We start from the raw sequence: 25,475 nt of genomic DNA, 5'->3' as shown, positions 1-25,475 counted from the left end.
TCACTGTGCAAAATGTTGATGTTGCCATCGTTGGCGGCGGAATGGTTGGACTGGCCCTGGCCTGCGGATTACAAGGCAGCGGCCTGCGTGTGGCCGTGCTGGAGCAAAAGCAGCCTCAGCCCGTCGCACCTGATGCCCCGCCGGAACTCCGCGTGTCGGCAATAAATGCGGCCAGCGAAAAGCTGCTGACGCGCCTTGGCGTCTGGTCAGATATCGTAGCCCAGCGTGCGAGCTGCTATCACGGCATGGAGGTATGGGACAAAGACAGCTTTGGTCATATTGCTTTTGATGATGAAAGCATGGGCTATAGCCATCTGGGTCACATCATTGAGAATGCGGTGATCCACCACGCGCTGTGGCAGAAAGCTCAGCAGTGCAGCGACGTAACGCTGGTTGCGCCTGCGCAAATCCAGCAGGTTGCGTGGGGCGAAAACGAGGCGTTTATCACCCTGCAAAGTGGCGATATGCTCACCGCGCGTCTGGTGGTCGGTGCCGATGGCGCTAACTCCTGGCTGCGCAATAAAGCGGATATTCCGCTGACCTACTGGGATTACCGCCATCATGCCATGGTGGCGACGATCCGTACCCAAGAGCCGCACGGCGGCGTGGCGCGCCAGATTTTCCACAACGACGGCATTCTGGCATTCCTGCCGTTAAGCGATCCGCATCTCTGCTCAATTGTCTGGTCTCTGGTGCCGGAAAAAGCGCAGCAGATGCAGGAGGCGACGCCAGAGGCCTTTAACCAGGCACTGTGCGTGGCGTTTGATAACCGTCTGGGGCTTTGTACTCTTGAGAGCGAGCGTCAGGTCTTCCCCTTAACCGGACGCTATGCGCGTCAGTTTGCCGCGCACCGTCTGGCGCTGGTGGGCGACGCGGCGCATACCATTCATCCGCTGGCCGGGCAGGGCGTTAATCTCGGCTTTATGGATGCGGCGGAGCTGGTAGAAGAGCTGCGTCGTCTGCAGCGAGAGGGTAAAGATATTGGGCAGCATGTGTATCTGCGTCGCTACGAGCGCAGCCGCAAGCACAGTGCGGCGATGATGCTTGCAGGCATGCAGGGCTTCCGCGAGCTGTTTGCCGGGGCAAATCCGGCGAAAAAACTGCTGCGTGATATTGGGCTCAAGCTCGCCGATACCCTCCCTGGCGTCAAACCTCAACTCCTGCGTCAGGCGATGGGTCTTAACGACCTGCCGGACTGGCTGAAATAAAATAGACCCCCGTCACACTTTCTTTTCCCGGCCTCTGTGCCGGGAAAATTCCCTCGTTTGAAATATTCTAATTCCACGTCATTTTTCGCATTAGATAATCTAATGTCATGATTTTTATGTGACGGAAATTCGGCCCGTTTTTCCGCATGAAATATCACCATGTGCTAAATCCTGTTAGATCATTGTTAATTTTGTGCGGGGTTAATCGCATTTTTCCAGTGAATAACTCTGTAGGCTTTTCAGCGTTTTTTGGTCATAAGCTAATGTGATGACCCGTTTTACCTTATGGTTAACCGCCGGTTTCGGTGGTAAGTTCAGGTAAAAGAGAACGTTTGCGTCGGCATTCGGAAACGAGGCCGATACCGGGTTTCACGGTGAATTTTTCAACGAGGACAAGATGGCTCAACAGACTCCTTTGTACGAACAGCACGTGTTATGCGGCGCCCGCATGGTGGATTTCCATGGCTGGATGATGCCGCTGCACTACGGCTCGCAAATTGATGAGCACCACGCGGTGCGCACCGATGCCGGTATGTTCGACGTGTCCCATATGACAATTGTCGATCTGCGCGGTAGCCGCACCCGGGAGTTTCTACGTTATCTGCTGGCGAACGATGTCGCGAAGCTGAAGACACCGGGGAAAGCGCTCTATACCGGTATGCTGAACGCCTCGGGTGGCGTGATTGATGACCTTATCGTCTACTACTTCACCGAAGACTTCTTCCGCCTCGTTGTAAACTCCGCCACCCGCGAAAAAGACCTCTCCTGGATCACCCAACACGCCGAACCTTATGCCATCGACATCACCGTCCGTGACGATCTGTCGCTGATTGCCGTGCAGGGGCCGAACGCGCAGGCGAAAGCCGCGTCTCTGTTCAGCGACGAGCAGCGTAAAGCCACCGAAGGGATGAAGCCCTTCTTTGGCGTGCAGGCGGGCGATCTGTTTATTGCCACGACCGGCTATACCGGTGAAGCGGGCTATGAAATTGCCATGCCAAACGAGAAAGCAGCTGATTTCTGGCGTGCGCTGGTGGAAGCGGGCGTGAAGCCGGCTGGCCTGGGCGCGCGCGATACGCTGCGCCTTGAAGCGGGGATGAACCTCTACGGTCAGGAGATGGACGAAGGCGTCTCTCCGCTGGCGGCCAACATGGGCTGGACCATCGCATGGGAACCCGCTGACCGTGAGTTTATTGGCCGCGAAGCGCTGGAAATGCAGCGCGAGAAGGGCACTGAACAGCTGGTTGGCCTGGTGATGAAGGAAAAAGGCGTGCTGCGCGGAGAACTGCCGGTGCGTTTTACCGATGCCGACGGCAATCCGCGCGAAGGCGTGATCACCAGCGGGTCCTTCTCCCCGACGCTGGGCTACAGTATTGCACTGGCTCGCGTGCCGGCGGGCATTGGCGAGACGGCGGTGGTGCAAATCCGCAACCGCGAAATGCCGGTCAACGTGACCAAACCGATTTTTGTTCGCGCCGGTAAGCCGGTCGCCTAACTATTTTTATCAGGAGAACTTCAATGAGCAATGTGCCAGCAGAACTGAAATACAGCAAAGAACACGAGTGGCTGCGCAAAGAGGCGGACGGCACTTACACCGTAGGGATCACCGAGCATGCGCAGGAGCTGCTGGGCGACATGGTGTTTGTTGACCTGCCGGAAGTGGGCGCAACCGTGAGCGCGGGCGATGACTGCGCCGTGGCGGAGTCCGTTAAAGCAGCATCCGATATCTACGCACCGGTAAGCGGTGAAATTGTGGCCGTAAACGACGCGCTGAGCGATTCGCCGGAGCTGGTGAACAGCGAGCCTTATGAAGGTGGCTGGATCTTCAAGATCAAAGCCAGTGACGAATCTCAGGTTGCCGCGCTGCTGGATGCGACCGCGTACGAAGCCCTGTTAGAAGACGAGTAATTGTTAATCCCCCTCTCCCTCCGGGAGAGGGCAGGGGTGAGGGTGCCCATCTTCCCCTCACCCTAACCCTCTCCCGAGGGGAGAGGGAACTTAAATTCACTGCACGTTTCAGGAACCATCGCTCATGACACAGACTTTAAGCCAGCTTGAAAACCGTGGCGCTTTCATTGAACGTCACATTGGGCCGGATGCTCAGCAACAGCAGGAGATGCTGAAAACGGTTGGCGCGGATTCATTAAACGCACTGATCGGCCAGATCGTGCCAAAAGACATCCAGCTTGCCACGCCGCCTCAGGTGGGAGAAGCCACCACGGAATTCGCCGCACTGGCGGAGCTGAAGGCCATCGCTGGCCTTAACAAGCGCTATAAGTCTTACATTGGCATGGGCTACACCAACGTGCAGTTACCGCCGGTTATCCTGCGTAATATGCTGGAAAACCCGGGCTGGTACACCGCCTATACCCCGTATCAGCCGGAAGTGTCCCAGGGCCGTCTGGAAGCGCTGCTGAACTTCCAGCAGGTGACGCTCGACCTGACCGGGATGGATATCGCTTCCGCCTCGTTGCTGGATGAAGCGACCGCGGCAGCTGAAGCCATGGCGATGGCAAAACGCGTCAGCAAGCTGAAAAATGCCAACCGCTTCTTCGTGGCGGCGGACGTGCATCCGCAGACGCTGGACGTGGTGCGTACCCGTGCGGAAACCTTTGGTTTTGACGTGATTGTCGACGACGCTGACAAAGTGCTGGATCACCAGGACGTCTTTGGTGTGCTGTTACAGCAGGTGGGTACCACCGGCGAAGTGCATGATTACAGCGCACTGATTGCCGAGCTGAAATCCCGCAAAGTGGTGGTCAGCGTTGCCGCTGATTTTATGGCGCTGGTGCTGCTGACGGCTCCGGGCAAACAGGGTGCGGATATTGTATTCGGCTCGGCCCAGCGTTTCGGCGTGCCGATGGGCTACGGCGGACCGCACGCGGCATTCTTTGGCGCGAAAGATGAATTTAAACGTTCCATGCCGGGCCGCATTATTGGCGTATCGAAAGATGCCGCCGGTAACACCGCGCTGCGCATGGCGATGCAGACTCGCGAGCAGCATATCCGCCGCGAGAAAGCGAACTCTAATATCTGTACTTCTCAGGTTCTGCTGGCAAACATCGCCAGCCTGTACGCCGTCTTCCACGGCCCGGTTGGGCTGAAACGCATTGCCGGCCGCATCCACCGTCTGGCGGATATTCTGGCCTGTGGCCTGCAGCAGAAAGGCCTGAAGCTGCGTCATGAGCACTACTTCGACACGCTGTGCGTTGACGTCGCAGATAAAGCGGTGGTGCTGGCACGTGCGGATGCCGCACAAATTAACCTGCGCAGCGACATTCATCACGCCGTGGGCATCACCCTTGATGAATCCACCACGCGCGACGATATCGTCAACCTGTTTAATGTCGTGCTGGGCGATGCGCACGGTCTGGATATTGATGCGCTGGACAAAGAGGTCGCGCATGACAGCCGCTCTATTCAGGAGAGCATGCTGCGCAATGACGCTATCCTGACGCATCCTGTGTTCAACCGTTATCACAGCGAAACCGAGATGATGCGTTATATGCACTCTCTGGAGCGCAAAGATCTGGCGCTGAACCAGGCGATGATCCCGCTGGGCTCGTGCACCATGAAGCTGAACGCCGCGGCAGAAATGATCCCTATCACCTGGCCTGAGTTCTCCGAGCTGCACCCGTTCTGCCCGCCAGAGCAGGCGGAAGGATATCATGTCATGATCAACCAGCTTTCCGACTGGCTGGTGAAACTGACTGGTTATGACGCGCTCTGTATGCAGCCGAACTCCGGCGCGCAGGGTGAATATGCGGGGCTGCTGGCAATCCGTCACTATCACGAAAGCCGTAACGAAGGCCACCGTGATATCTGCCTGATCCCGAGCTCTGCCCACGGCACCAACCCGGCGTCTGCCCAGATGGCGGGCATGGAAGTGGTGGTCGTGGCGTGTGATAAGAACGGTAACATCGACCTGGCCGACCTGCGCGCGAAAGCCGAGCTGGCGGGCGATAAGCTCTCCTGCATCATGGTGACCTACCCGTCGACTCACGGCGTGTACGAAGAAACCATCCGCGAAGTGTGTGAAGTGGTGCATCAGTTCGGCGGTCAGGTGTACCTCGACGGCGCGAACATGAATGCTCAGGTGGGCATTACCTCTCCGGGCTTCATCGGCGCGGACGTGTCGCACCTGAACCTGCACAAAACCTTCTGCATCCCACACGGTGGTGGCGGTCCGGGCATGGGGCCTATCGGCGTGAAAGCGCACCTGGCGCCATTCGTGCCGGGTCACAGCGTCGTGCAGATTGAAGGTATGCTGACCCGTCAGGGCGCGGTCTCTGCTGCACCGTTCGGTAGCGCTTCAATCCTGCCAATCAGCTGGATGTACATCCGCATGATGGGCGCGGAAGGGCTGAAACAGGCAAGCCAGGTCGCGATCCTGAATGCTAACTATATTGCGACTCGCCTGAAGTCGGCCTTCCCGGTGCTTTACACCGGTCGCGATGGGCGTGTGGCACACGAGTGCATCCTCGATATTCGTCCGCTGAAAGAAGCGACGGGTATCAGCGAACTGGATATCGCCAAGCGTCTGATCGACTACGGCTTCCACGCACCAACCATGTCGTTCCCGGTTGCGGGTACGCTGATGGTGGAGCCAACGGAGTCTGAAAGCAAAGCCGAGCTGGACCGCTTTATTGACGCGATGCTGGCCATCCGCATGGAGATAGACCGCGTGCAGGACGGCGAATGGACGCTGGAAGATAACCCGTTGGTTAACGCTCCGCACACCCAGCACGAGATGGTGGCCGAGTGGAATCACGGTTATTCCCGTGAACTGGCTGTCTTCCCGGCAGGCGTGGCGAATAAATACTGGCCGACCGTGAAGCGTCTTGATGACGTATACGGCGACCGTAACCTGTTCTGCTCCTGTGTGCCGATGAGCGAATACCAGTAATTTTTTTGCTGTAGTAACGTAAGCCGGGTAAGGCGAAGCCGCCACCCGGCTTTTTTATTGGGAGAAGACAATGGCAATTGCACTGGTCACCGGCGCCAGCCGCGGCATTGGCAAAGCCACCGCGCTGCAACTGGCTCGCGAAGGTTATACCGTGGCGGTGAACTATCACCACAATATCAAAGCCGCAAAGGACGTCATCAATCAGATCGTTGAGGCGGGTGGAAAAGCATTTGCCCTGCGTGCAGACATTAGCGATGAAGCGCAGGTCATGGCCATGTTTGACAGCCTCGATCGCGAAGGTGAGCCCCTTACCGCGCTGGTCAATAATGCAGGCATCCTGTTTGAGCAATCCACTATTGAGAATCTGTCCGCTGAACGCATTAACCGCGTGCTGAGCACCAATGTCACGGGCTATTTTCTCTGCTGCCGTGAGGCGGTAAAGCGCATGTCGCACAAACATGGCGGCAAGGGTGGCGCGATTGTCAATGTCTCCTCTGCCGCGTCTCGTCTGGGCGCGCCGGGGGAGTATGTCGATTACGCGGCCTCCAAAGGCGCGGTAGATTCCCTGACTACCGGATTATCGCTGGAGGTAGCGGCGCAGGGTATCCGCGTAAACTGCGTGCGGCCCGGGCTGATTTATACCGATATTCACGCGTCTGGTGGGGAGCCGGGGCGGGTGGATCGCGTGAAATCGTTACTGCCGATGCAGCGCGGCGGCCAGCCGGAAGAGGTCGCGCAGGCGATAGTCTGGCTGCTGAGCGAGAAGGCATCATACGTGACGGGCAGTTTTATTGAACTGGCGGGCGGGAAATAAACGCCGGGTGGCGGCTTCGCCTTACCCGGCCTACGATTCGCAGGTTTTGTAGGCCGGTGCAAGCGTAGCGCCGCCCGGCGTTACGGCGTTAAAGTTGCTCGCCGTTGCTGGCAATCACGCCTTTATACCATTCGAAGCTTTTCTTACGGGAACGCGACATGTCGCCGGTGCCGTCGTCGTGTTTATTGACGTAGATAAAACCGTAGCGCTTGCTGTACTGGCCGGTAGTGAATGACACGCAGTCAATGCAGCCCCATGGCGTATAGCCCATCAGATCCACGCCATCGTGGGTGACGGCTTTGATCATCTCTTCAACGTGGGCGCGCAGGTAGTCGATACGATAGTCATCGTTGATGCTGCCATCCTCTTCCACCTTATCGTAGGCACCGAAGCCGTTTTCCACGATAAACAGCGGCTTCTGATAGCGTTCGTATAGTTCGCACAGGGAATAACGCAGGCCCACCGGGTCAATCTGCCAGCCCCAGTCGGACGCCTTGACGTGCGGATTAGTTACGCTGCCCTCGAAGCCAGAAATCGCGTCACCGGTGCCACCTTCCGCTTTCACCGCATTGGTCATGTAGTAGCTGAAGCCCAGGTAGTCGCAGGTACCTTCGCGGAGGATCTGCTCATCGCCTGCGTCCATTTTGATGGAGAAACCGCGGCGCTCCCATTCATTCAGTACGTAAGACGGATAGTAGCCACGCAGCTGAACATCGGTAAAGACATAGCGCTCGCGCATGGATTCCTGGGCGAACATCACGTCTTCCGGTTTGCAGGAGAACGGATAGAGCGCCACCATGGCCAGCATGCAGCCGACTTTCATCTCCGGATTGATACGGCGCGCGGCTTTCACCGCCAGGGCACTCGCCACAAACTGGTGGTGCAGCACCTGGTACATGGTCTCTTCCGGATTTTCATGTTCGGTATAGACCACGCCTGAGCAGCAATAACCAAAGAGCGGCGCACGCCAGTTACGCTGGTTGTTGATTTCATTGAAGGTCATCCAGTATTTGACCTTGTGCTTGTAGCGCTCAAAAACCACTTCCGCGAAGCGTACAAAGAAATCGACCACTTTACGGTTGGTCCAGCTGCCGTACTCCTGCACCAGGTGCAGCGGCATTTCGAAGTGGGAGAGGGTGATCACCGGCTCGATGTTGTATTTCAGCAGCTCATCGAACATGTCGTCATAGAACTTCAGCCCTTCCTCGTTTGGCTGCGTTTCGTCACCTTTCGGGAAGATGCGCGTCCAGGCAATCGAGGTGCGGAAACATTTGAAGCCCATCTCGGCAAACAGCTTGATATCATCTTTGTAGTGGCCGTGGAAGTCGATGGCCTCGTGATTTGGGTAGTATTTACCCGGCACTACGTCCTGCGTGATTTCGCGCGGCACGCCGTGCGCCCCGCCGGTCAGTACGTCGCAGATGCTTGGCCCTTTGCCGCCTTTGTCCCAGCCGCCTTCAACCTGATGCGCCGCAACGGCACCGCCCCATAGAAAATCTTTCGGTAAGGTCAATTTTTTCATCGCTGCTATTCTCAATAAATGACGTATTGGTTTTGAGTCTAGCAAAGCGAAATTGAATGTCACGATATAACAATTCGCGGAAATTGTGATTTGTCACATCAAAAAAACAGGATGTTTTATTCCGCCAGTTTCTTCGCCAGTTTGCGTCCGAGAGATTCCAGAATATAGATAACGGGGATTTGTGTGGTGATGTCGTAGACGCCTGCAATACGCGTCTGGGGAACGTGCCAGGAGAGATTAAAGTCCGCCAGTTTTGCCAGGCGTGAGTGTTCATGGCTGGTAATGGAGAGAACCTTGCAGTGATGCAGGCTGAACTGGCTGGCGAAGCGCAGGATCTCCTCGGTCTCGCCCGACACAGAGAGCACAATTGCCAGTGCATTTTTCGCCATATCATTGGTGACCGGGAAATAAGGGTCATCAATATGGTTGCTGAATTTTCCGATATTCGAAAAGAAACGGGCACCGTATTTTGCCAGCGATCCTGATGTCCCTGCGCCGACAAATATAATTCGCTCCGAAGAGAGAATGATATTTACCGCGTCATCCAGTAAAGCGTCGAACTCTTCATTATTCACGCTTTTAAAGAAACTGATAATTTCGCTGGCGCCGAAATTCGCCTGCTGAGGTTCGTTCTGTTCAAGATAGAGCTTAAAGCGCACGCGAAACTCAGAATACCCTTCACAGTTGAGCTTACGGCAAAAGCGCAGGATGGTGGTGGTTGAGACGCCCGCCGCATCCGCCAGTTCACGGATGGTCATGTACATCACTTTGTCACGGTTTTTAATGACATAGTTGTAGACCATCATCTCCAGGTTATTGAGACTGGCAATGGCGGAGTGGGTGAACATACTCACAGTGGCAAAACTCTCATTCAGACCTCGTTTAACCATCATAACATGCAGCCAGACGGCAGGATCTAATTTTATGCTATTGATTCATAACGCATAAATTTTAATGTGAACAAATGTCAGGTGAAAAATATATCTATGCTTTTGATTTTTATTGTAAAAAAATTACATGGAAAATATTTTAGCTAACAGGTGTTCACTGGAATCATTCTCAGTTAGCATAGTCATGCGATGAATAATCATCTTTAGTTTCCCGGAGTTTTGTATGGCGAGCAGACCATTAATCGCACAGGGATATTCACTGGCGGAGGAAGTAGCCAACAGCATCAGCCATGGCATTGGCCTGGTGTTTGGGATAGTCGGTTTAGTGTTATTGCTGGTACAGGCGGTTGATACGAATGCCAGCGCGATGGCGATTACCAGCTATAGCCTGTATGGCGGAAGCATGATCCTGTTATTCCTGGCGTCGACGCTCTATCACGCGATTCCGCATCAACGGGCCAAGATATGGCTCAAGAAATTTGACCACTGTGCTATCTATCTGCTTATTGCAGGAACCTATACGCCTTTTCTGCTGGTGGGGCTCAACTCGCCGCTGTCGCGCGGACTGATGATTGTCATCTGGAGCCTGGCGCTGCTGGGGATCCTCTTCAAGCTAACCATTGCACACCGGTTTAAAGTATTGTCACTGGTGACCTATCTGACCATGGGTTGGCTGTCGCTAATTGTGGTGTATCAACTGGCGATTAAGCTGGCGGTTGGCGGGGTAACGTTGCTGGCAGTGGGAGGCGTAGTGTACTCGCTGGGCGTCATTTTCTACGTCTGCAAGCGCATTCCATACAATCATGCTATCTGGCATGGTTTTGTACTGGGCGGCAGCGTGTGCCATTTTTTGGCGATTTATTTGTATGTGGGGCAGGTGTAGTTTGTTGTCGGGTGGCGGCTTCGCCTTACCCGACCTACGGGATCGGTAGGCCCGGTAAGCGCAGCGCCACCGGGCGATACAGCATCACTCTTCCAGCGAATACGGTAACGGCTCAATACTCAACGTATTCGCATCATCACGCACGCGGAACACGCTGTCGGCTTCCATGTCGTTGTTCATGACGGCCTGGACTAAAAGACGACCATCATCCAGCTGTACGGCGGCTAACACGGTGCCGGTACGGCGCCAGTTATCGCCCATTTTCAGCTCTAAATCTTCACCCGCTTCCGGTACGCGGCTGGCATGACCTGCCAGTGTCCACAGTGCACGTTTATTTGCCCCACGGAATTTTGCACGCGCCACCATCTCCTGGCCGGTGTAACAGCCTTTTTTAAAGCTGATGCCGCCCAGCGCCTGCAGGTTAGTAGCCTGTGGAATAAACTGCGCGCTGTTGGCGGCGTCAATGATCGGCAGACCGGCTTCAATATTCAGCGCCAGCCACTGCTGGCTGTTGTTGAGCTGCGCTTCGCCGCGCAGTGCTTCGGTGACGCGTTCGGCGGTTGCGGCATCCGTGACAAGAAGGAAGCGCTCCGCCGGATGTTCAAACCACAGGATGGAGGTGGCCCCCTCGCTGACGACCTGTTTTTCTGCATCCGGCAGCTCAGCAAACAGATTTTTCAGCGCGGCACGTGCCTGGAAGCCCGCCACGCCCAGCAGAACATGTTCGTCGTCCGGGACGATAGTGACTTTGGAAAAGACTGCATACTTTTTCAGTTCTTTGAGCTGCGCATCTCGCAGGCTGCGGCGTTCAATAAAGGCAAAACCGTCCTGACGGCGGAAAAGACGCAGATTGCTCCACATTTTGCCTTTGGGGTCACAATGCGCCGCCAGCAGGTGCTGGTGTTCGGTCATCTGGCTGACGTCGGCGGTGACCTGGCCCTGGAGGTATTTTTCGGCGTCGGCGCCGGCGAGCGTCGCCAGCGCCCAGTCATCAAGAGAAATAAGCGTCAGCGGCAGACGCGCAGAGGCGGCGGGCTGGCGAGGAGAAAATGGTGTAAATGCCATAACGATATCCTGAATTGCTTAACGCTTTGATAATGCCTAATGGTAAAAGAGCCTGCTGGCAATGCAAGCGCTTTCAGCAGACCATTTGTGCCATAAACCGGTTATACGTAGCGCTACGCAAAATAGTGTAATCCGCTGTCTTTGTAGGGTTTATTCTGGAAGCCTGCTCGTTGATCGCAATATTCCAGTAATGAAACGGTCAAAAACACGTTACACTAGCTGGTGTCCCCGTAGAGAAATAAAGAACACTGAACGGGGGCCCGACTGTGCCAAACGTAATGCAGGAAACTGAACATGGATATTAACAACAAGGCCCGTATTCACTGGGCATGCCGTCGCGGCATGCGTGAACTTGATATTTCCATCATGCCTTTCTTCGAATATGAGTATGACAGCTTAAGCGATGATGATAAGCGGCTGTTTGTTCGCCTGCTTGAGTCTGACGATCCGGATTTATTCAACTGGCTGATGAACCACGGCAAACCCGCCGACACCGAGTTGCAACGGATGGTGCAATTAATTCAAACACGGAATCGGGAACGTGGTCCTGTGGCAATCTGATCTTCGCGTCTCGTGGCGCTCGCAGTGGATGTCGTTAATGCTCCACGGCCTGGTTGCGGCCATCGTGCTACTCATGCCATGGCCCCTGAGCTATACACCGCTGTGGCTGCTGTTACTTTCGTTTGTCGTTTTTGACAGCGTACGCAGCCAGCGTCGCATTAATGCTCGTCAGGGTGAGATCAAGTTACTGATGGATTCCCGCCTGCGCTGGCAGGGAAAAGAGTGGGATATTCTGGGTATGCCATGGATGCTCAACTCCGGCATGATGTTACGGTTACGCAATGTGGACGGCGGACGTTGCCAGCACCTGTGGCTGGCGGCTGACAGTATGGATGCTTCAGAATGGCGAGATCTGCGCCGGATGTTGTTGCAACAGCCGACGCAGGAGTAACCCACTCAGCTAAATTTTTCTGCCAGTTCGCCAAGTATCTGTTCGCACCAGGCCTGCAGGCGCTCGTCGCTGAGATCGTACTGATTGGTTTCATCCAGCGCGAGTCCGACAAACAGCTGGCCGTCGGCAATGATCGGTTTTTGACTGGTGAACTCGTATCCTTCGGTTGGCCAGTAGCCGATAAACGTCGCCCCTTTCGGTACCAGTTTGTCATGCAGCATGCCAAGTGCATCAAGAAACCATTCGCCGTAGCCCAACTGATCGCCCATGCCGTACATCGCAATGATTTTGCCGTCGAGATTGACTGAATCGAGCTGATCCCAGATGGCTTCCCAGTCTTCCTGTATCTCACCAAAATCCCAGGTTGGGATGCCGAGGATCAGTACATCGTACTGTTCCATCAGCGCGACCGCGTCATCTTTCAGGTTATGCAACGTCACCAGTTCGGGGCCAATGATGTCGCGAATTTTCTCTGCCGCCATTTCGGTGTAGCAGGTGCTGGAACCATAGAAAAGACCAATATTCATCGCGTAACTATCTCAATTCATGCTTTGACTTTGTGCGTAGTGTACCAGAAACCAGTCGCAATCAGGCATAATGGCCTGACTGCAGAATCAAAGGGGCCGATGTGGAAAAGGATCTCGCACTCGTTGAACAGTTTCTCGATGCGCTGTGGCTGGAGAAAAATCTGGCCGAGAACACGCTCAGTGCCTATCGGCGCGATCTCACCATGCTGGTGGAGTGGCTGGCGCGTCGCGAATTATCGCTGGCGAGTGCGCAAAGCGGCGACCTTCAGGCGCTGCTCGCGGAACGGGTTGAAGGGGGCTATAAGGCCACCAGTTCTGCACGCTTGCTCAGCGCGATGCGTCGGCTGTTCCAGCATCTCTACCGTGAGAAGATTCGGGAAGACGATCCGAGTGCGCTGCTGGCGTCCCCTAAACTCCCGCAGCGGCTGCCGAAAGATCTCAGCGAAGCACAAGTTGAGAGATTATTACAGTCACCTGCTGTTGACCTGCCGCTGGAGTTACGCGATAAAGCCATGCTTGAGCTATTGTATGCTACCGGTTTGCGTGTCTCTGAACTGGTTGGCCTGACGATGAGCGACATCAGCCTGCGTCAGGGCGTGGTGCGCGTCATCGGTAAAGGAAATAAGGAAAGGCTGGTGCCGCTGGGAGAAGAAGCGGTTTACTGGCTGGAAACGTATCTTGAGCATGGCCGTCCATGGTTGCTCAATGGCGTGTCTATCGACGTCTTGTTTCCGAGCCAGCGCGCACAGCAGATGACACGACAAACGTTCTGGCATCGCATCAAGCATTACGCCACACTGGCGGGTATCGACAGTGAAAAGCTTTCGCCGCACGTATTGCGTCACGCTTTCGCGACGCATCTGTTAAACCACGGCGCAGATTTACGCGTGGTGCAGATGCTACTGGGACACAGCGATCTTTCTACGACGCAAATTTACACCCATGTCGCGACGGAACGCCTGCGGCAGCTACACCAACAGCACCACCCTCGTGCGTGAGTGCCGACAAATTGTAACGGGATCAACTATGAAAAAGTCTTTCGCGCTGTTCACCCTGCTGGCAGCCTCTTTTACCGGGTTCGCCCATGCGGATGACGCCGCTATTAAACAGTCACTGGCTAAACTGGGCGTTACCAGCAGCGACATCCAGTCTGCACCGGTTGCCGGGATGAAAACGGTACTGACTAACAGCGGCGTGCTGTATGTCACCGAAGACGGCAAACATATTATTCAGGGGCCAATGTATGACGTGAGCGGCGCGCAGCCGGTCAATGTCACCAACCAGCTGCTGATGAAAAACCTGAATGCGCTCGAAAAAGAGATGATCGTCTATAAAGCGGCGCAGGAAAAACATGTGATTACCGTCTTCACCGACATCACCTGTGGCTACTGCCACAAGCTCCATGAGCAGATGAAAGACTATAACGCGCTGGGCATTACCGTGCGTTACCTGGCCTTCCCGCGTGCAGGCGTGCAGAGCCAGCCAGAGCAAGACATGAAAGCGATTTGGTGTGCGAAAGATCGCAACAAAGCGTTTGACGATGCGATGAGCGGTAAAGAGGTTAAGCCTGCGTCCTGCGATATCGATATTGCTAACCACTACGCGCTGGGCGTGCAGTTCGGCGTAAGCGGTACGCCAGCGATTGTCCTGAGCAATGGCTATGTTGTGCCGGGTTACCAGGGACCAAAAGAGATGAAAGAGTTCCTCGACGCGCACCAGAAACAGTTTGGTGGTAAATAATCCGCGTGAAAGCCCCGATAAAATTGCGCCGCCGCGAGGCGGTTGAACCGGTTGATTTGCCAGACGATCTCCCACCCCTGCTGAAGCGTCTCTACGCCAGCCGCGGCGTGCGCAGTGCTGAGGATCTTGAACGCAGCGTCAAAGGGATGCTGCCCTGGCAGCAGCTCAACGGCATCGAAAAAGCCATCGAAATGCTCTACAACGCGCTCCGTGAGGGAACGCGTATTGTGGTGGTAGGGGATTTCGATGCAGATGGCGCAACCAGTACGGCCTTGAGCGTATTGAGTCTGCGCGCGCTGGGCTGCGATAACGTCACTTACCTTGTGCCGAACCGCTTTGAAGACGGTTACGGCCTCAGCCCGGAAGTAGTCGATCAGGCTCACGCCCGCGGGGCACAGATGATCATGACCGTTGATAACGGGATCTCTTCCCATGCAGGTGTCGATCATGCGCACGCGCTGGGGATCCCGGTGTTGGTCACCGATCACCACTTGCCGGGTGAAACATTGCCGGACGCTGAAGCGATCATCAATCCCAACCTGCGCGACTGCGATTTCCCGTCAAAATCTCTCGCCGGTGTGGGGGTAGCGTTTTATCTGATGCTGGCGCTGCGGACCCTGCTTCGTGATAAGGGCTGGTTCGAATCACGCGGTATCGCCATACCAAACCTGGCCGAATATCTCGACCTGGTGGCGCTGGGTACCGTCGCGGACGTCGTGCCGCTCGATACCAATAACCGTATTTTGACCTGGCAGGGCTTAAGCCGCATTCGCGCGGGCAAGTGCCGTCCGGGGATTAAGGCGCTGCTGGAAATTGCCAACCGCGATCCGCTCAAGCTGGCGGCAAGTGATTTGGGTTTTGCCCTCGGGCCGCGTCTGAACGCTGCCGGAAGGCTGGACGATATGTCCGTCGGTGTGGCGCTGCTGCTGTGCGATAACATCGGCGAAGCGCGCGTCCTGGCCAATGAGCTCGACGCGTTGAACCAGACCCGTAAAGAGATAGAGCAGGGAATGCAGGTCGAAGCGCTGACCCTTTGCGAAAAACTCGAACGCAGCGGTGAAACGCTGCCGGGCGGGCTGGCGATGTATCATCCTGAGTGGCATCAGGGTGTGGTTGGCATTCTGGCCTCGCGCATTAAAGAGCGCTTCCACCGCCCGGTGATCGCGTTTGCCCCGGCTGGTGACGGCACGCTGAAAGGCTCTGGCCGTTCGATTCAGGGTCTTCACATGCGTGATGCACTGGAGCGTCTGGATACGCTGTACCCGGGCCTGATGATCAAATTTGGCGGCCATGCGATGGCGGCGGGTCTGTCGCTGGAAGAGGCGAAATTTGACGAATTTCAGCGGCTATTTGGTGAACTGGTCACCGACTGGATAGACCCTGCCTTGTTGCAGGGAGAAGTGGTGTCCGACGGCGAGCTCTCACCGCATGAGATGACAATGGACGTGGCGCAGATGCTGCGCGATGCAGGTCCGTGGGGACAGATGTTCCCTGAACCGCTGTTCGACGGCCGTTTCCGCCTGCTTCAGCAACGTATCGTCGGCGAGCGTCATCTGAAAGTCATGGTTGAGCCCGTTGGCGGCGGACCGCTGCTGGACGGCATCGCCTTCAACGTCGATACGGCCATCTGGCCGGACAACGGCGTGCGCGAGGTCGAACTGGCATACAAACTGGATATCAACGAGTTTCGCGGAAACCGCACCCTTCAGATCATCATCGACAATATCTGGCCAATTTAGCGGCAGTAATCTCTATAAAAAAGGGCGTGGATTCGGTACAATCCCGCTCTTATCACCGCATTTTGACAAGTCCATAAAAGAAAACAGACCATGTTTGAAATTAATCCGGTAAAAAACCGTATTCAGGACCTCACGGAGCGCTCTGACGTTCTTAGGGGGTATCTTTGACTACGATGCCAAGAAAGAGCGTCTTGAAGAAGTAAACGCCGAGCTGGAACAGCCGGACGTCTGGAACGAACCTGAACGCGCACAGGCGTTGGGTAAAGAGCGTTCCTCTCTCGAAGCTATCGTAGATACGCTGGATCAAATGGCTCAGGGGCTGGAAGATGTTTCCGGTTTGCTCGAGCTGGCCGTCGAAGCCGACGACGAAGAAACCTTTAACGAAGCCGTGGCAGAACTCGACGTGCTGGAAGAGAAGCTGGCGCAGCTGGAATTCCGTCGTATGTTCTCCGGCGAATACGACAGCGCTGACTGTTACCTCGATATTCAGGCAGGTTCTGGCGGTACCGAAGCGCAGGACTGGGCCAGCATGCTGACGCGTATGTACCTGCGTTGGGCAGAAGCGCGCGGCTTCAAAACCGAAATCATCGAAGAGTCTGAAGGTGAAGTGGCCGGTATTAAATCCGTCACCATCAAGATCATTGGCGACTACGCCTACGGCTGGCTGCGTACCGAGACCGGCGTTCACCGTCTGGTGCGTAAGAGCCCGTTCGACTCCGGTGGCCGTCGCCATACCTCCTTCAGCTCGGCGTTTGTTTACCCGGAAGTTGACGAAGATATTGATATCGAAATTAACCCGGCGGACCTGCGTATTGACGTTTATCGCGCCTCCGGTGCGGGTGGTCAGCACGTTAACCGTACGGAATCGGCGGTGCGTATTACCCACATTCCAACCGGGCTGGTAACACAATGCCAGAACGACCGTTCCCAGCATAAGAACAAAGACCAGGCCATGAAGCAGATGAAAGCGAAGCTTTATGAGCTGGAGATGCAGAAGAAAAATGCTGAGAAACAGGCGATGGAAGATAACAAGTCCGACATCGGTTGGGGCAGCCAGATCCGTTCTTACGTCCTTGATGACTCCCGCATCAAAGACCTGCGTACCGGGGTTGAAACCCGTAACACGCAGGCGGTGCTGGACGGCAGCCTGGACCAATTTATCGAAGCAAGTTTGAAAGCAGGGTTATGAGGAACCAACATGTCTGAACAACAAGCACAGGGCGCTGACGCGGTAGTCGATCTTAACAACGAACTGAAAACCCGCCGCGAGAAGCTGGCAGCGCTGCGTGAGCAGGGCGTGCCGTTCCCGAACGATTTTCGTCGTGACCACACCTCAGACCAACTGCACGCTGACTTCGACGGTAAAGAGAACGAAGAGCTGGAAGCGCTGAACATCGAAGTGGCCGTTGCTGGCCGTATGATGACCCGTCGTATTATGGGTAAAGCCTCCTTCGTGACTTTGCAGGACGTGGGTGGCCGTATTCAGCTGTATGTTTCCCGTGACGATCTGCCGGAAGGCATCTACAACGAGCAGTTCAAGAAGTGGGATCTGGGCGATATCCTTGGCGCGAAAGGTAAACTGTTCAAAACCAAAACCGGTGAACTGTCTATCCACTGTACCGAGCTGCGTCTGCTGACCAAAGCGCTGCGTCCGCTGCCGGACAAATTCCACGGCCTGCAGGATCAGGAAGCGCGCTATCGTCAGCGTTATCTGGATCTCATCTCTAACGATGAATCCCGCAAGACCTTCAAAATTCGCTCCCAGATCATGGCCGGTATTCGCCAGTTCATGGTGAACCGCGACTTTATGGAAGTGGAAACCCCGATGATGCAGGTGATTCCAGGCGGTGCGTCTGCCCGTCCATTCATCACCCATCATAACGCCCTGGACCTGGACATGTACCTGCGTATCGCGCCGGAACTGTACCTGAAGCGTCTGGTGGTAGGTGGCTTTGATCGCGTATTCGAGATCAACCGTAACTTCCGTAACGAAGGTATCTCCGTTCGTCATAACCCAGAGTTCACCATGATGGAACTCTATATGGCGTATGCAGATTATAAAGATCTGATCGAGCTGACCGAATCCCTGTTCCGTACCCTGGCGCAGGACATTCTGGGCACCACCCAGGTCCCTTACGGTGAAGAAGTGTTCGACTTCGGCAAGCCGTTCGAAAAACTGACCATGCGCGAAGCAATCAAGAAATACCGTCCTGAAACCAACATGGCGGATCTGGATAACTTCGACTCTGCGAAAGCGATCGCGGAAAGCATCGGTATCAAGGTAGAGAAGAGCTGGGGTCTGGGCCGTATCGTGACCGAGATCTTCGAAGAAGTGGCCGAAGCGCACCTGATTCAGCCGACCTTCATCACCGAATACCCTGCTGAAGTGTCTCCGCTGGCGCGTCGTAATGACGAGAACCCGGAAATCACTGACCGTTTCGAATTCTTCATCGGCGGCCGTGAAATCGGCAACGGCTTTAGCGAGCTGAACGATGCGGAAGATCAGGCGCAGCGCTTCCAGGATCAGGTTGATGCGAAAGCAGCGGGCGATGACGAAGCGATGTTCTTCGACGAAGACTACGTGACCGCGCTGGAGCACGGCCTGCCACCAACGGCGGGTCTGGGTATTGGTATCGACCGTATGGTCATGCTGTTCACCAACAGCCACACCATCCGTGACGTGATCCTGTTCCCGGCGATGCGTCCGGTGAAATAAGGCGTTAAGATGTAAAAAAAGCCCCGAAAGGGGCTTTTTTATTGCGCGGCAAACGCTCTCAAAGCGTCTCGTGCGACCGTTGCTTCCAGCACCATCCACGGGCTGAAACCCCAGGGCGCGGCGTTTAGGGCGTGGAACAACGATTCCAGCTTAACCCATTCAAATTCCATCACTTCTTCGTGATTAATACGCAGTTCGCTGGTAATGCGTGCCGCGAATACCGGGCAAATCTCATTTTCCACAATCCCGGAAGGATCGGTTTCGCGGTAGCGAAACTCGGCGGCCACGGGGGTAATCGCCGTGATTTCAGCGCCAACCTCATAGCGGCAGCGGCGGATAATCGCCTCTTCCGTCTTTTCACCGGTTTGAGGGTGCCCGCAGACGGAATTCGTCCAGACACCCGGCCAGGCTTTTTTGCTTAGCGCGCGTCGGGTGACCAGACACTCCCCTTCGGCGTTAAACAGCCAGGAGGAGAAGGCCAGATGCAGAGGGGTTTGGGTGGTGTGTGCGGCGTACTTTTCCTGAGTGCCAATCACCATTCCCTGGTCGTTTACCAAAATAACGTGTTCTTGAATACTCATTCGTGCTCCAGTGCCAACGATGCGGATGGTTCTGCACCATCAGCAGAGCAGTATTATACGGCATTCTTATACGAACGGTTTGACCCACAGAGCGGAAAAGGGCTGACCCATTTCTGCCAGGGCTGGTATCATAGGGCGCCATTCACGCTGACCGAGGATCTGTTTTGTTTGCAGGAAGCCTGACGAGAAACCCCATCATCGCCATTTTTTGCCTGACGCTGACATTATTACTGGCCGGCTGTTCGGGGAGTAAATCTTCGGATATGGGCAGCTATTCCGGTTCGGTCTACACCGTTAAGCGCGGTGACACGCTGTATCGGATTTCGCGTGCGACGGGGACCAGCGTGAAGGATCTGGCGCGTCTGAATAACATCTCTCCACCGTATACCATCGAAGTGGGGCAGAAGCTGAAGGTTAGCGGCAGTTCGACCTCGGGTAAAAAATCTTCTGCGAAAGGCAAAACCGCCAAAGTGACGCCATCCTATGCGGTGCCGCAGTCCTCCTGGCCACCGGTCGGTCAACGCTGCTGGATTTGGCCAGCCAGCGGTAAAGTGGTGCTGCCGTACTCCCTGTCTGAAGGGGGTAACAAAGGCATTGATATCGCCGCTGCACGCGGTACGCCGGTTTATGCCTCAGGCGCAGGTAAGGTGGTTTATGTCGGTAACCAGCTACGCGGCTACGGTAACCTGATCATGATTAAGCATGGCGAAGACTACATCACGGCCTATGCGCACAACGACACGATGCTGGTCAATAACGGGCAAAACGTCAAAGCAGGGCAGAAGATTGCCACCATGGGCAGCACGGGAACGGATTCGGTGAAGCTGCACTTCCAGATTCGTTATAAGGCGACGGCCATCGATCCGCAGCGTTATCTTCCTGCACCCGGCAGCAAGCCGAAGTGCTAAGTGATTATTTTATCGCCACTTAGTGGTGAAGAGGCTTGTATGAAGAGGCGTAAGGTCTATAATGCCTTACGCACCTCAAAGCGGGCGTAGTTCAATGGTAGAACGAGAGCTTCCCAAGCTCTATACGAGGGTTCGATTCCCTTCGCCCGCTCCACTCCTTAAAGTCTCTGTAATTCAATTATTTAGCTGACTGGCACAGTGTAATGTACAACGCTAGATGCAGTTCTGGATGTCTCTGTCGTGACAGTGAATGTAGACCCAGAGAGCATACACTTGCACTGGCAGTAGTTTCAACGGTTGTACTGCGATAGCCCAACATGAACCCCACTCACTGGAAGCAATCAGCTTAGCGCATTTGCCCGATGTTCTGCACGTTCCCGCTGTGAAGCGTTGGACGGGATAAACAGGTTTATGGTGATTCCGGTGTGCTTGCGCACCAAAGCGTACCTACACACGATATGTAGGCTCTGTCTCCGTCTGGCTCACGGTTCCCGCTGAGGATACACGAGCACCCTGATAAGACTTGGCTGATTGAACATTACGGATTAAAGAGGAAGGATGCAAAGCATCCTGCTGTGCCCTGTATCACCAACCGGGCATTAGGCATCCCTGCGTCTTGAGGAAATGAATATGATGAACCTGAGTGAAGACTATGAGCTGATGAAAACCCGGCTGTTGCTGATTCGGTACTACACAGCGTACGTGGATACGCGGATTGCTACAGGTGAGTTCGGTGACATCCTTTCGGAGGATAGAGAAGAACGCTGGAAAGCTGGACGGGCTAGGGCTAACTTGCTTGTTCGGCATGTGGATGAAGTTATGGGGATGGAGCTTGGCTGGCTGTACGAAACACTTGAAGGAGTGTGGAAGGATGGTGAACGTTACGGTTTGAGCACGTATGAGACAGAAGAAGCGTTTGAGCTGTGGAAATTGCTCCGGGATAAGCTTCCAGAAGGGTACGTGCCAGAGTACCTCAAGTAGCGTTGCTTGCCGCTTGGGTTGGGCATAAAATACCCATTCAATTTTAAGTGGGTATTGTGCATGGAATACGTGGCTTTTGGTGATGAGAGTGGTACGACAGGGAGTGACCGCTGTTACGGCATTGGCTTGCTGTGTGTGCGTAAAGATACGCTGCACATCTTCAATGAGAGAGTCCAGAAGCTGAAAGACAAGTACGGCATCGTTGGTGAGTTGAAGTGGTCGAAGATCAAGAACAGTGCGGGGCAGGCAAACATCTGCATTGAGCTGTTGGCTATGGTGCTCAAGAACTCATGCTGCTTTCACTCGATTGTCGTTGTGAAGAACCTGTACAACAACTGGCAAACAGATAGGGAGCTGGCTTTCTACCAAACGTACACGATGCTCGTTAAGAACGTTGCTAAGCAGATGAAGAGTGACGTTGAAGTCATCATTGACCAGAAGATTGATAAGTACAAAAAGAATGATGAGGTGACGGGCATTGTTGCTAACCATATGCTGGCTAGGGCAGGGATGAAGAAGCTGGTTAAGTCTGTAACGATGCACGACTCTAAGCACCATCTGGGATTGCAGGTTGTAGACATCCTGACTGGGGCTGTGAACTCTGGGTACTTGAAGTACCTTAACCCACGGCTGGAGCTGTCAGTGGCTAAAGAGCTTGCGTTTGAACGGATGGCTGCTGTGCTTGGCTGGGATGCGTTCCATTACGATACGTTCCCGAATAAAGATTTCAATATCTGGCACTTCCCGCAAGAGATGCGAGCTATGCCGGGTTCTAAGAGTATTCGTCCTGATTACAGCGTTCCGCCTGTACATAGGTATGAGCTGGCCTAATCCCCGCCGTTCGCACCGTACGGCTTGTTTTCCTCAGATAGAGGGTGCCTCAGTTCTCATCGTCTTTCACGTATCTAAGGATGGTTTTCATACTGTCGTGTTTGGTTCTACGCAGTAGTAGTGTCACTAAAACCAACAACAGGATTATTAACACAGCACCGCTACCGATTAGCCATTTCATTAGGTAGGCTGACCTCCGGTGTTTTGTGACGCCTGGGCGTAAATGCTGGAGAGTATAAATACGATCAGAGAATGCTGTTGTTCGTCTTCAAAGATAAAGCTATGACGTTCAAGTCCTTCTACTACTTCCTCAAGAGACAATCTGATCATTTATCTTCCCCATTGCAGCCTCGCATCCATGCACGACAGAAGATCCAGCCGATGACGAGCCATAGCACTGACAGCGCCACTATTTCTAAAAAGATTTTCATTTTGTTTTGGTGAGTGATTATTATCCTGGTAACGTTTCTGGGCGGTATTATTACTGGTGAGATCGGATGGGGCAAGTCACTAATTTTAATCGGGTATTAGTGATTCTAATAATTTCCTCCCCCTTATAAGACGTAAAGCATCCGTCGTGATTCAAACCCATTATTAAAAACATATGTGTTTTTCCGAATGTGTATTGAGTTTTCGTTCATGCCGGGTATCCTGTTGGTAAATACTCAGGAGGTTTGATGTCACTAACATCCTTACAACTCTTCAAATACCTCTCCGATGAAACCCGTCTGGGCATCGTACTGCTGCTCAGAGAGATGGGAGAGTTGTGCGTATGCGATCTCTGCACGGCACTGGATCAGTCGCAGCCCAAGATTTCCCGTCATCTGGCAATGCTAAGGGAAAGTGGGCTATTGCAGGATCGTAAGCAGGGCAAGTGGGTTCACTATCGCCTTTCCCCGCATATTCCGTCATGGGCTGCTCAGGTGATTGAGCAGGCCTGGTTATGCCAGCAGGACGACGTACAGGCCATCGCCCGTAAGCTGGCAACGGCAAATTGCTCTGGTAGCGGTAAGGCTATTTGTCTCTAAAAAAAAATTTGCCTGAACATATATGATTTTTCAAATGTGAGGTGTTCAGAATGAAAACGTTAACGGTTTTTGACCCGGCATTGTGCTGCAGTACCGGCGTATGTGGTTCAGATGTCGATCAGGTTCTGGTTGATTTTTCTGCGGATGTGCAGTGGTTGAAAGAACGCGGCGTACAGGTGGAACGTTACAACCTGGCGCAGCAGCCCATGAGCTTCGTTCAGAACGAAAAAGCGAAAGCCTTCCTGGAAGCCTCGGGAGCAGAAGGGCTTCCGCTGCTGTTGCTGGACGGTGAAACGGTAATGGCCGGGCGATATCCAAAACGCGCTGAGCTGGCTCGCTGGTTTGGGATCCCGCTGGAAAAAGTGGGCTTAGCGCCCACCGGCTGCTGTGGTGGGAATACTTCCTGTTGCTGAGTATGTCGGGAGGACATATGAAATTCTTACAGAATATCCCGCCTTACCTGTTTTTTACCGGAAAGGGCGGGGTGGGCAAAACCTCCATTTCCTGCGCGACGGCTATCCGCCTGGCGGGACGGGGTAAGCGGGTATTGCTGGTGAGTACCGATCCCGCTTCCAATGTCGGCCAGGTCTTTGATCAAACTATCGGTAACACGATCCACTCTGTTAATGCCGTTCCCGGGCTTTCCGCTCTGGAGATAGACCCACAGGAAGCTGCACAGCAGTATCGCGCCAGAATCGTTGATCCTGTTAAGGGGCTTTTGCCCGATGACGTCGTTAACAGTATCAGCGAGCAGCTTTCCGGCGCCTGTACGACTGAGATTGCGGCGTTCGATGAGTTCACCGGTTTATTGACAGACGCTTCCCTGCTGACCCGCTTCGATCACATCATTTTTGATACAGCGCCGACGGGCCACACTATTCGCCTGCTCCAGCTTCCCGGCGCCTGGAGTAGCTTCATTGAAAGTAACCCGGACGGTGCTTCCTGTCTCGGCCCAATGGCCGGGCTGGAAAAACAGCGTGAGCAGTACGCACACGCGGTAGAGGCGTTATCCGATCCTGCGCGTACCCGTCTGGTTCTGGTTGCACGACTGCAGAAATCCACTTTGCAGGAAGTCGCCCGCACCCATGAAGAACTGGCGGCGATCGGCCTGAAAAACCAGTATCTGGTGATTAATGGCGTTTTGCCGGCAGCCGAAGCGGAACATGACGCACTGGCTGCTGCGATATGGCAACGGGAGCAAGAGGCACTGGCAAATCTTCCTGCCGGTTTATCCGGGCTGCCGACAGATACCTTATTACTGCAACCCGTCAACATGGTTGGCGTGTCGGCATTAAAGGGCCTGCTGGACAGCCGTTCTGAGACATTACCGCTCCCTGCAACGAACGCCCTGGATACGCCTGCAAACGCATCGCTCTCTGGCCTGGTCGAGGATATCGCCCGTAACGAACACGGCCTGATTATGCTGATGGGCAAAGGTGGCGTGGGTAAAACCACGATGGCGGCTGCCGTCGCCGTCAGGCTGGCTGACATGGGGTTTGATGTCCATCTCACCACCTCCGATCCCGCCGCACATCTCAGCACAACGCTAAATGGCAGCCTGAATAACCTGCAGGTCAGCCGGATCAACCCACACGAGGAAACCGAACGCTATCGCCGGCATGTCCTTGAGACGAAGGGAAAAGATCTGGACGAAGCAGGGAAACGGCTACTGGAAGAAGATTTACGTTCCCCCTGTACTGAAGAGATCGCCGTCTTCCAGGCATTTTCCCGAGTGATCCGCGAAGCAGGTAAGCGGTTTGTGGTGATGGATACGGCTCCCACGGGGCATACGCTGTTGCTGCTGGATGCAACCGGGGCTTATCACCGCGAAATTGCCAAAAAAATGGGCGACAAAGGCCATTTTACTACCCCGATGATGCAGCTTCAGGACCCGGAGCGAACCAAAGTGCTGCTGGTTACGCTTCCGGAAACCACTCCAGTGCTGGAGGCAGCGAATTTGCAGGCCGATCTTGAACGCGCAGGGATTCATCCGTGGGGCTGGATTATCAATAACAGCCTTTCTATTGCGGATACGCATTCTCCATTGCTTTGCCAGCGCGCCCGGCAGGAATTGCCGCAGATTGAGGCGGTTAAGCATCAGCATGCTGATCGTATAGCGCTTGTTCCGTTACTGGCGTCAGAGCCTGCCGGTATCGAAAAGCTCAGAGCGTTGATGCGCTAATTTAT

At 54.5% G+C, this 25,475-nt stretch carries 24 protein-coding genes and 1 tRNA gene; 20 read left to right on the top strand and 5 right to left on the bottom strand.

What is annotated here, in order from left to right:
* The first annotated feature begins 5 nt into the window (after nt 1–5).
* The 5 genes from ubiI (at nt 6) to AAER43_RS18695 (ending at nt 6,925) form a co-directional block, all read left to right on the top strand.
* The gene (ubiI, locus tag AAER43_RS18715; RefSeq protein WP_023337733.1) at nt 6–1,208 is read left to right on the top strand and encodes an FAD-dependent 2-octaprenylphenol hydroxylase; all 1,203 of its coding nucleotides are present in this window, start codon (nt 6–8) and stop codon (nt 1,206–1,208) included.
* Between the two features lie 397 nt (nt 1,209–1,605).
* Nucleotides 1,606–2,700, top strand: a complete 1,095-nt coding sequence (gene gcvT, locus AAER43_RS18710) for a glycine cleavage system aminomethyltransferase GcvT (protein ID WP_014885144.1) — start codon at nt 1,606–1,608, stop codon at nt 2,698–2,700.
* A gap of 23 nt (nt 2,701–2,723) precedes the next feature.
* Nucleotides 2,724–3,113: a glycine cleavage system protein GcvH gene (gcvH, locus tag AAER43_RS18705; protein ID WP_014885143.1), complete on the top strand. Its 390-nt coding sequence runs from the start codon at nt 2,724–2,726 to the stop codon at nt 3,111–3,113.
* 124 nt (nt 3,114–3,237) lie between these two features.
* Nucleotides 3,238–6,111: an aminomethyl-transferring glycine dehydrogenase gene (gene gcvP / locus AAER43_RS18700; protein WP_050862330.1), complete on the top strand. Its 2,874-nt coding sequence runs from the start codon at nt 3,238–3,240 to the stop codon at nt 6,109–6,111.
* Nucleotides 6,112–6,181: 70 nt separating this feature from the next.
* Complete coding sequence (locus AAER43_RS18695) at nt 6,182–6,925, top strand: SDR family oxidoreductase (protein WP_014885141.1); 744 nt, start codon at nt 6,182–6,184, stop codon at nt 6,923–6,925.
* Nucleotides 6,926–7,013: 88 nt separating this feature from the next.
* Here the strand turns inward: AAER43_RS18695 and AAER43_RS18690 are convergent, their stop codons facing one another.
* A complete protein-coding gene (locus AAER43_RS18690) occupies nt 7,014–8,447 on the bottom strand; it encodes a 6-phospho-beta-glucosidase (protein WP_050862329.1) in 1,434 nt (477 codons plus the stop codon).
* Between the two features lie 116 nt (nt 8,448–8,563).
* Entirely contained in the window at nt 8,564–9,295 is a 732-nt protein-coding gene (locus AAER43_RS18685; RefSeq protein ID WP_014885139.1) for a MurR/RpiR family transcriptional regulator, read from the bottom strand.
* 265 nt (nt 9,296–9,560) lie between these two features.
* Between AAER43_RS18685 and AAER43_RS18680 the strand changes: the two genes are divergently transcribed.
* Complete coding sequence (locus tag AAER43_RS18680) at nt 9,561–10,220, top strand: hemolysin III family protein (RefSeq protein WP_023331242.1); 660 nt, start codon at nt 9,561–9,563, stop codon at nt 10,218–10,220.
* An 84-nt stretch (nt 10,221–10,304) separates the two neighbouring features.
* On the opposite strand, the gene ygfZ is transcribed toward AAER43_RS18680, so the two are convergent.
* The gene (gene ygfZ, locus AAER43_RS18675) at nt 10,305–11,285 is read right to left on the bottom strand and encodes a tRNA-modifying protein YgfZ (RefSeq protein WP_014885137.1); all 981 of its coding nucleotides are present in this window, start codon (nt 11,283–11,285) and stop codon (nt 10,305–10,307) included.
* 294 nt (nt 11,286–11,579) lie between these two features.
* Here ygfZ and sdhE point away from each other — a divergent pair, with 294 nt between their 5' ends.
* Both sdhE and AAER43_RS18665 read left to right on the top strand, forming a co-directional pair.
* Nucleotides 11,580–11,846 (top strand): FAD assembly factor SdhE, encoded by a 267-nt coding sequence (gene sdhE, locus AAER43_RS18670; protein WP_010435322.1) that lies wholly within the window; start codon nt 11,580–11,582, stop codon nt 11,844–11,846.
* On the top strand, nt 11,827–12,237 hold the full coding sequence (locus AAER43_RS18665; RefSeq protein ID WP_014885136.1) for a protein YgfX: 411 nt from the start codon (nt 11,827–11,829) through the stop codon (nt 12,235–12,237). The genes sdhE and AAER43_RS18665 overlap by 20 nt, the downstream gene beginning before the upstream one ends.
* A 5-nt stretch (nt 12,238–12,242) precedes the next feature.
* Here the strand turns inward: AAER43_RS18665 and fldB are convergent, their stop codons facing one another.
* Nucleotides 12,243–12,764, bottom strand: coding sequence for a flavodoxin FldB (gene fldB, locus AAER43_RS18660; RefSeq protein ID WP_050862328.1), 522 nt, complete (start codon nt 12,762–12,764; stop codon nt 12,243–12,245).
* Nucleotides 12,765–12,865: 101 nt separating this feature from the next.
* Between fldB and xerD the strand changes: the two genes are divergently transcribed.
* The 5 genes from xerD (at nt 12,866) to lysS (ending at nt 18,959) form a co-directional block, all read left to right on the top strand.
* On the top strand, nt 12,866–13,762 hold the full coding sequence (gene xerD, locus AAER43_RS18655; RefSeq protein WP_050862327.1) for a site-specific tyrosine recombinase XerD: 897 nt from the start codon (nt 12,866–12,868) through the stop codon (nt 13,760–13,762).
* A 28-nt stretch (nt 13,763–13,790) separates the two neighbouring features.
* On the top strand, nt 13,791–14,504 hold the full coding sequence (dsbC, locus tag AAER43_RS18650; protein ID WP_014885133.1) for a bifunctional protein-disulfide isomerase/oxidoreductase DsbC: 714 nt from the start codon (nt 13,791–13,793) through the stop codon (nt 14,502–14,504).
* 5 nt (nt 14,505–14,509) lie between these two features.
* Nucleotides 14,510–16,243, top strand: a complete 1,734-nt coding sequence (gene recJ, locus AAER43_RS18645; protein WP_023331239.1) for a single-stranded-DNA-specific exonuclease RecJ — start codon at nt 14,510–14,512, stop codon at nt 16,241–16,243.
* A gap of 90 nt (nt 16,244–16,333) precedes the next feature.
* Nucleotides 16,334–17,432 (top strand): peptide chain release factor 2 gene (gene prfB, locus AAER43_RS18640; RefSeq protein ID WP_096059326.1). Its coding sequence is split into 2 segments (ribosomal slippage): nt 16,334–16,408 and nt 16,410–17,432, totalling 1,098 coding nucleotides; the frame shifts between segments, so codons are not numbered across the junction.
* A gap of 9 nt (nt 17,433–17,441) precedes the next feature.
* Nucleotides 17,442–18,959 carry a lysine--tRNA ligase gene (lysS, locus tag AAER43_RS18635; RefSeq protein WP_014885130.1) on the top strand — a complete coding sequence of 506 codons (1,518 nt, stop codon included), beginning with the start codon at nt 17,442–17,444 and terminating at the stop codon, nt 18,957–18,959.
* 38 nt (nt 18,960–18,997) lie between these two features.
* Here the strand turns inward: lysS and idi are convergent, their stop codons facing one another.
* Complete coding sequence (gene idi / locus AAER43_RS18630) at nt 18,998–19,540, bottom strand: isopentenyl-diphosphate Delta-isomerase (RefSeq protein WP_014885129.1); 543 nt, start codon at nt 19,538–19,540, stop codon at nt 18,998–19,000.
* A gap of 164 nt (nt 19,541–19,704) precedes the next feature.
* On the opposite strand from idi, the gene actS reads away from it, so the two are divergent.
* The 7 genes from actS to arsA all read left to right on the top strand — a co-directional run bounded on the left by actS (nt 19,705) and on the right by arsA (nt 25,470).
* Nucleotides 19,705–20,448 carry an amidase activator ActS gene (actS, locus tag AAER43_RS18625; RefSeq protein WP_041163068.1) on the top strand — a complete coding sequence of 248 codons (744 nt, stop codon included), beginning with the start codon at nt 19,705–19,707 and terminating at the stop codon, nt 20,446–20,448.
* 80 nt (nt 20,449–20,528) lie between these two features.
* A tRNA-Gly gene (locus AAER43_RS18620) sits at nt 20,529–20,602 on the top strand.
* 476 nt (nt 20,603–21,078) lie between these two features.
* Nucleotides 21,079–21,429: a hypothetical protein gene (locus tag AAER43_RS18615; protein WP_050862326.1), complete on the top strand. Its 351-nt coding sequence runs from the start codon at nt 21,079–21,081 to the stop codon at nt 21,427–21,429.
* A gap of 60 nt (nt 21,430–21,489) precedes the next feature.
* Nucleotides 21,490–22,260: a DUF3800 domain-containing protein gene (locus AAER43_RS18610; RefSeq protein WP_050862325.1), complete on the top strand. Its 771-nt coding sequence runs from the start codon at nt 21,490–21,492 to the stop codon at nt 22,258–22,260.
* A 674-nt stretch (nt 22,261–22,934) separates the two neighbouring features.
* Nucleotides 22,935–23,288: an As(III)-sensing metalloregulatory transcriptional repressor ArsR gene (arsR, locus tag AAER43_RS18605; protein ID WP_269430396.1), complete on the top strand. Its 354-nt coding sequence runs from the start codon at nt 22,935–22,937 to the stop codon at nt 23,286–23,288.
* A gap of 50 nt (nt 23,289–23,338) precedes the next feature.
* Nucleotides 23,339–23,701, top strand: a complete 363-nt coding sequence (gene arsD, locus AAER43_RS18600) for an arsenite efflux transporter metallochaperone ArsD (protein ID WP_050862151.1) — start codon at nt 23,339–23,341, stop codon at nt 23,699–23,701.
* A 17-nt stretch (nt 23,702–23,718) separates the two neighbouring features.
* Nucleotides 23,719–25,470, top strand: a complete 1,752-nt coding sequence (gene arsA / locus AAER43_RS18595; protein WP_050862150.1) for an arsenite efflux transporter ATPase subunit ArsA — start codon at nt 23,719–23,721, stop codon at nt 25,468–25,470.
* Nucleotides 25,471–25,475: the final 5 nt, after the last annotated feature.

It is taken from the genome of Enterobacter sp. FUJ80071 (assembly GCF_038739915.1).
Lineage (GTDB): Bacteria > Pseudomonadota > Gammaproteobacteria > Enterobacterales > Enterobacteriaceae > Enterobacter > Enterobacter kobei.
This window is presented reverse-complemented; position numbering and strand designations above follow the sequence as displayed.

Excerpts from the sequence above, each read along its gene's own strand:
- AAER43_RS18610 (WP_050862325.1), top strand. The coding sequence starts at position 21,490 with ATGGAATACGTGGCTTTTGGTGATGAGAGTGGTACGACAGGGAGTGAC.
- arsA (WP_050862150.1), top strand. The coding sequence starts at position 23,719 with ATGAAATTCTTACAGAATATCCCGCCTTACCTGTTTTTTACCGGAAAG.
- AAER43_RS18615 (WP_050862326.1), top strand. The coding sequence starts at position 21,079 with ATGATGAACCTGAGTGAAGACTATGAGCTGATGAAAACCCGGCTGTTG.
- AAER43_RS18680 (WP_023331242.1), top strand. The coding sequence starts at position 9,561 with ATGGCGAGCAGACCATTAATCGCACAGGGATATTCACTGGCGGAGGAA.
- AAER43_RS18695 (WP_014885141.1), top strand. The coding sequence starts at position 6,182 with ATGGCAATTGCACTGGTCACCGGCGCCAGCCGCGGCATTGGCAAAGCC.
- AAER43_RS18690 (WP_050862329.1), bottom strand. The coding sequence starts at position 8,447 with ATGAAAAAATTGACCTTACCGAAAGATTTTCTATGGGGCGGTGCCGTT.
- gcvT (WP_014885144.1), top strand. The coding sequence starts at position 1,606 with ATGGCTCAACAGACTCCTTTGTACGAACAGCACGTGTTATGCGGCGCC.
- idi (WP_014885129.1), bottom strand. The coding sequence starts at position 19,540 with ATGAGTATTCAAGAACACGTTATTTTGGTAAACGACCAGGGAATGGTG.
- lysS (WP_014885130.1), top strand. The coding sequence starts at position 17,442 with ATGTCTGAACAACAAGCACAGGGCGCTGACGCGGTAGTCGATCTTAAC.
- ygfZ (WP_014885137.1), bottom strand. The coding sequence starts at position 11,285 with ATGGCATTTACACCATTTTCTCCTCGCCAGCCCGCCGCCTCTGCGCGT.
- gcvP (WP_050862330.1), top strand. The coding sequence starts at position 3,238 with ATGACACAGACTTTAAGCCAGCTTGAAAACCGTGGCGCTTTCATTGAA.
- gcvH (WP_014885143.1), top strand. The coding sequence starts at position 2,724 with ATGAGCAATGTGCCAGCAGAACTGAAATACAGCAAAGAACACGAGTGG.
- arsD (WP_050862151.1), top strand. The coding sequence starts at position 23,339 with ATGAAAACGTTAACGGTTTTTGACCCGGCATTGTGCTGCAGTACCGGC.
- AAER43_RS18685 (WP_014885139.1), bottom strand. The coding sequence starts at position 9,295 with ATGTTCACCCACTCCGCCATTGCCAGTCTCAATAACCTGGAGATGATG.
- fldB (WP_050862328.1), bottom strand. The coding sequence starts at position 12,764 with ATGAATATTGGTCTTTTCTATGGTTCCAGCACCTGCTACACCGAAATG.
- dsbC (WP_014885133.1), top strand. The coding sequence starts at position 13,791 with ATGAAAAAGTCTTTCGCGCTGTTCACCCTGCTGGCAGCCTCTTTTACC.
- sdhE (WP_010435322.1), top strand. The coding sequence starts at position 11,580 with ATGGATATTAACAACAAGGCCCGTATTCACTGGGCATGCCGTCGCGGC.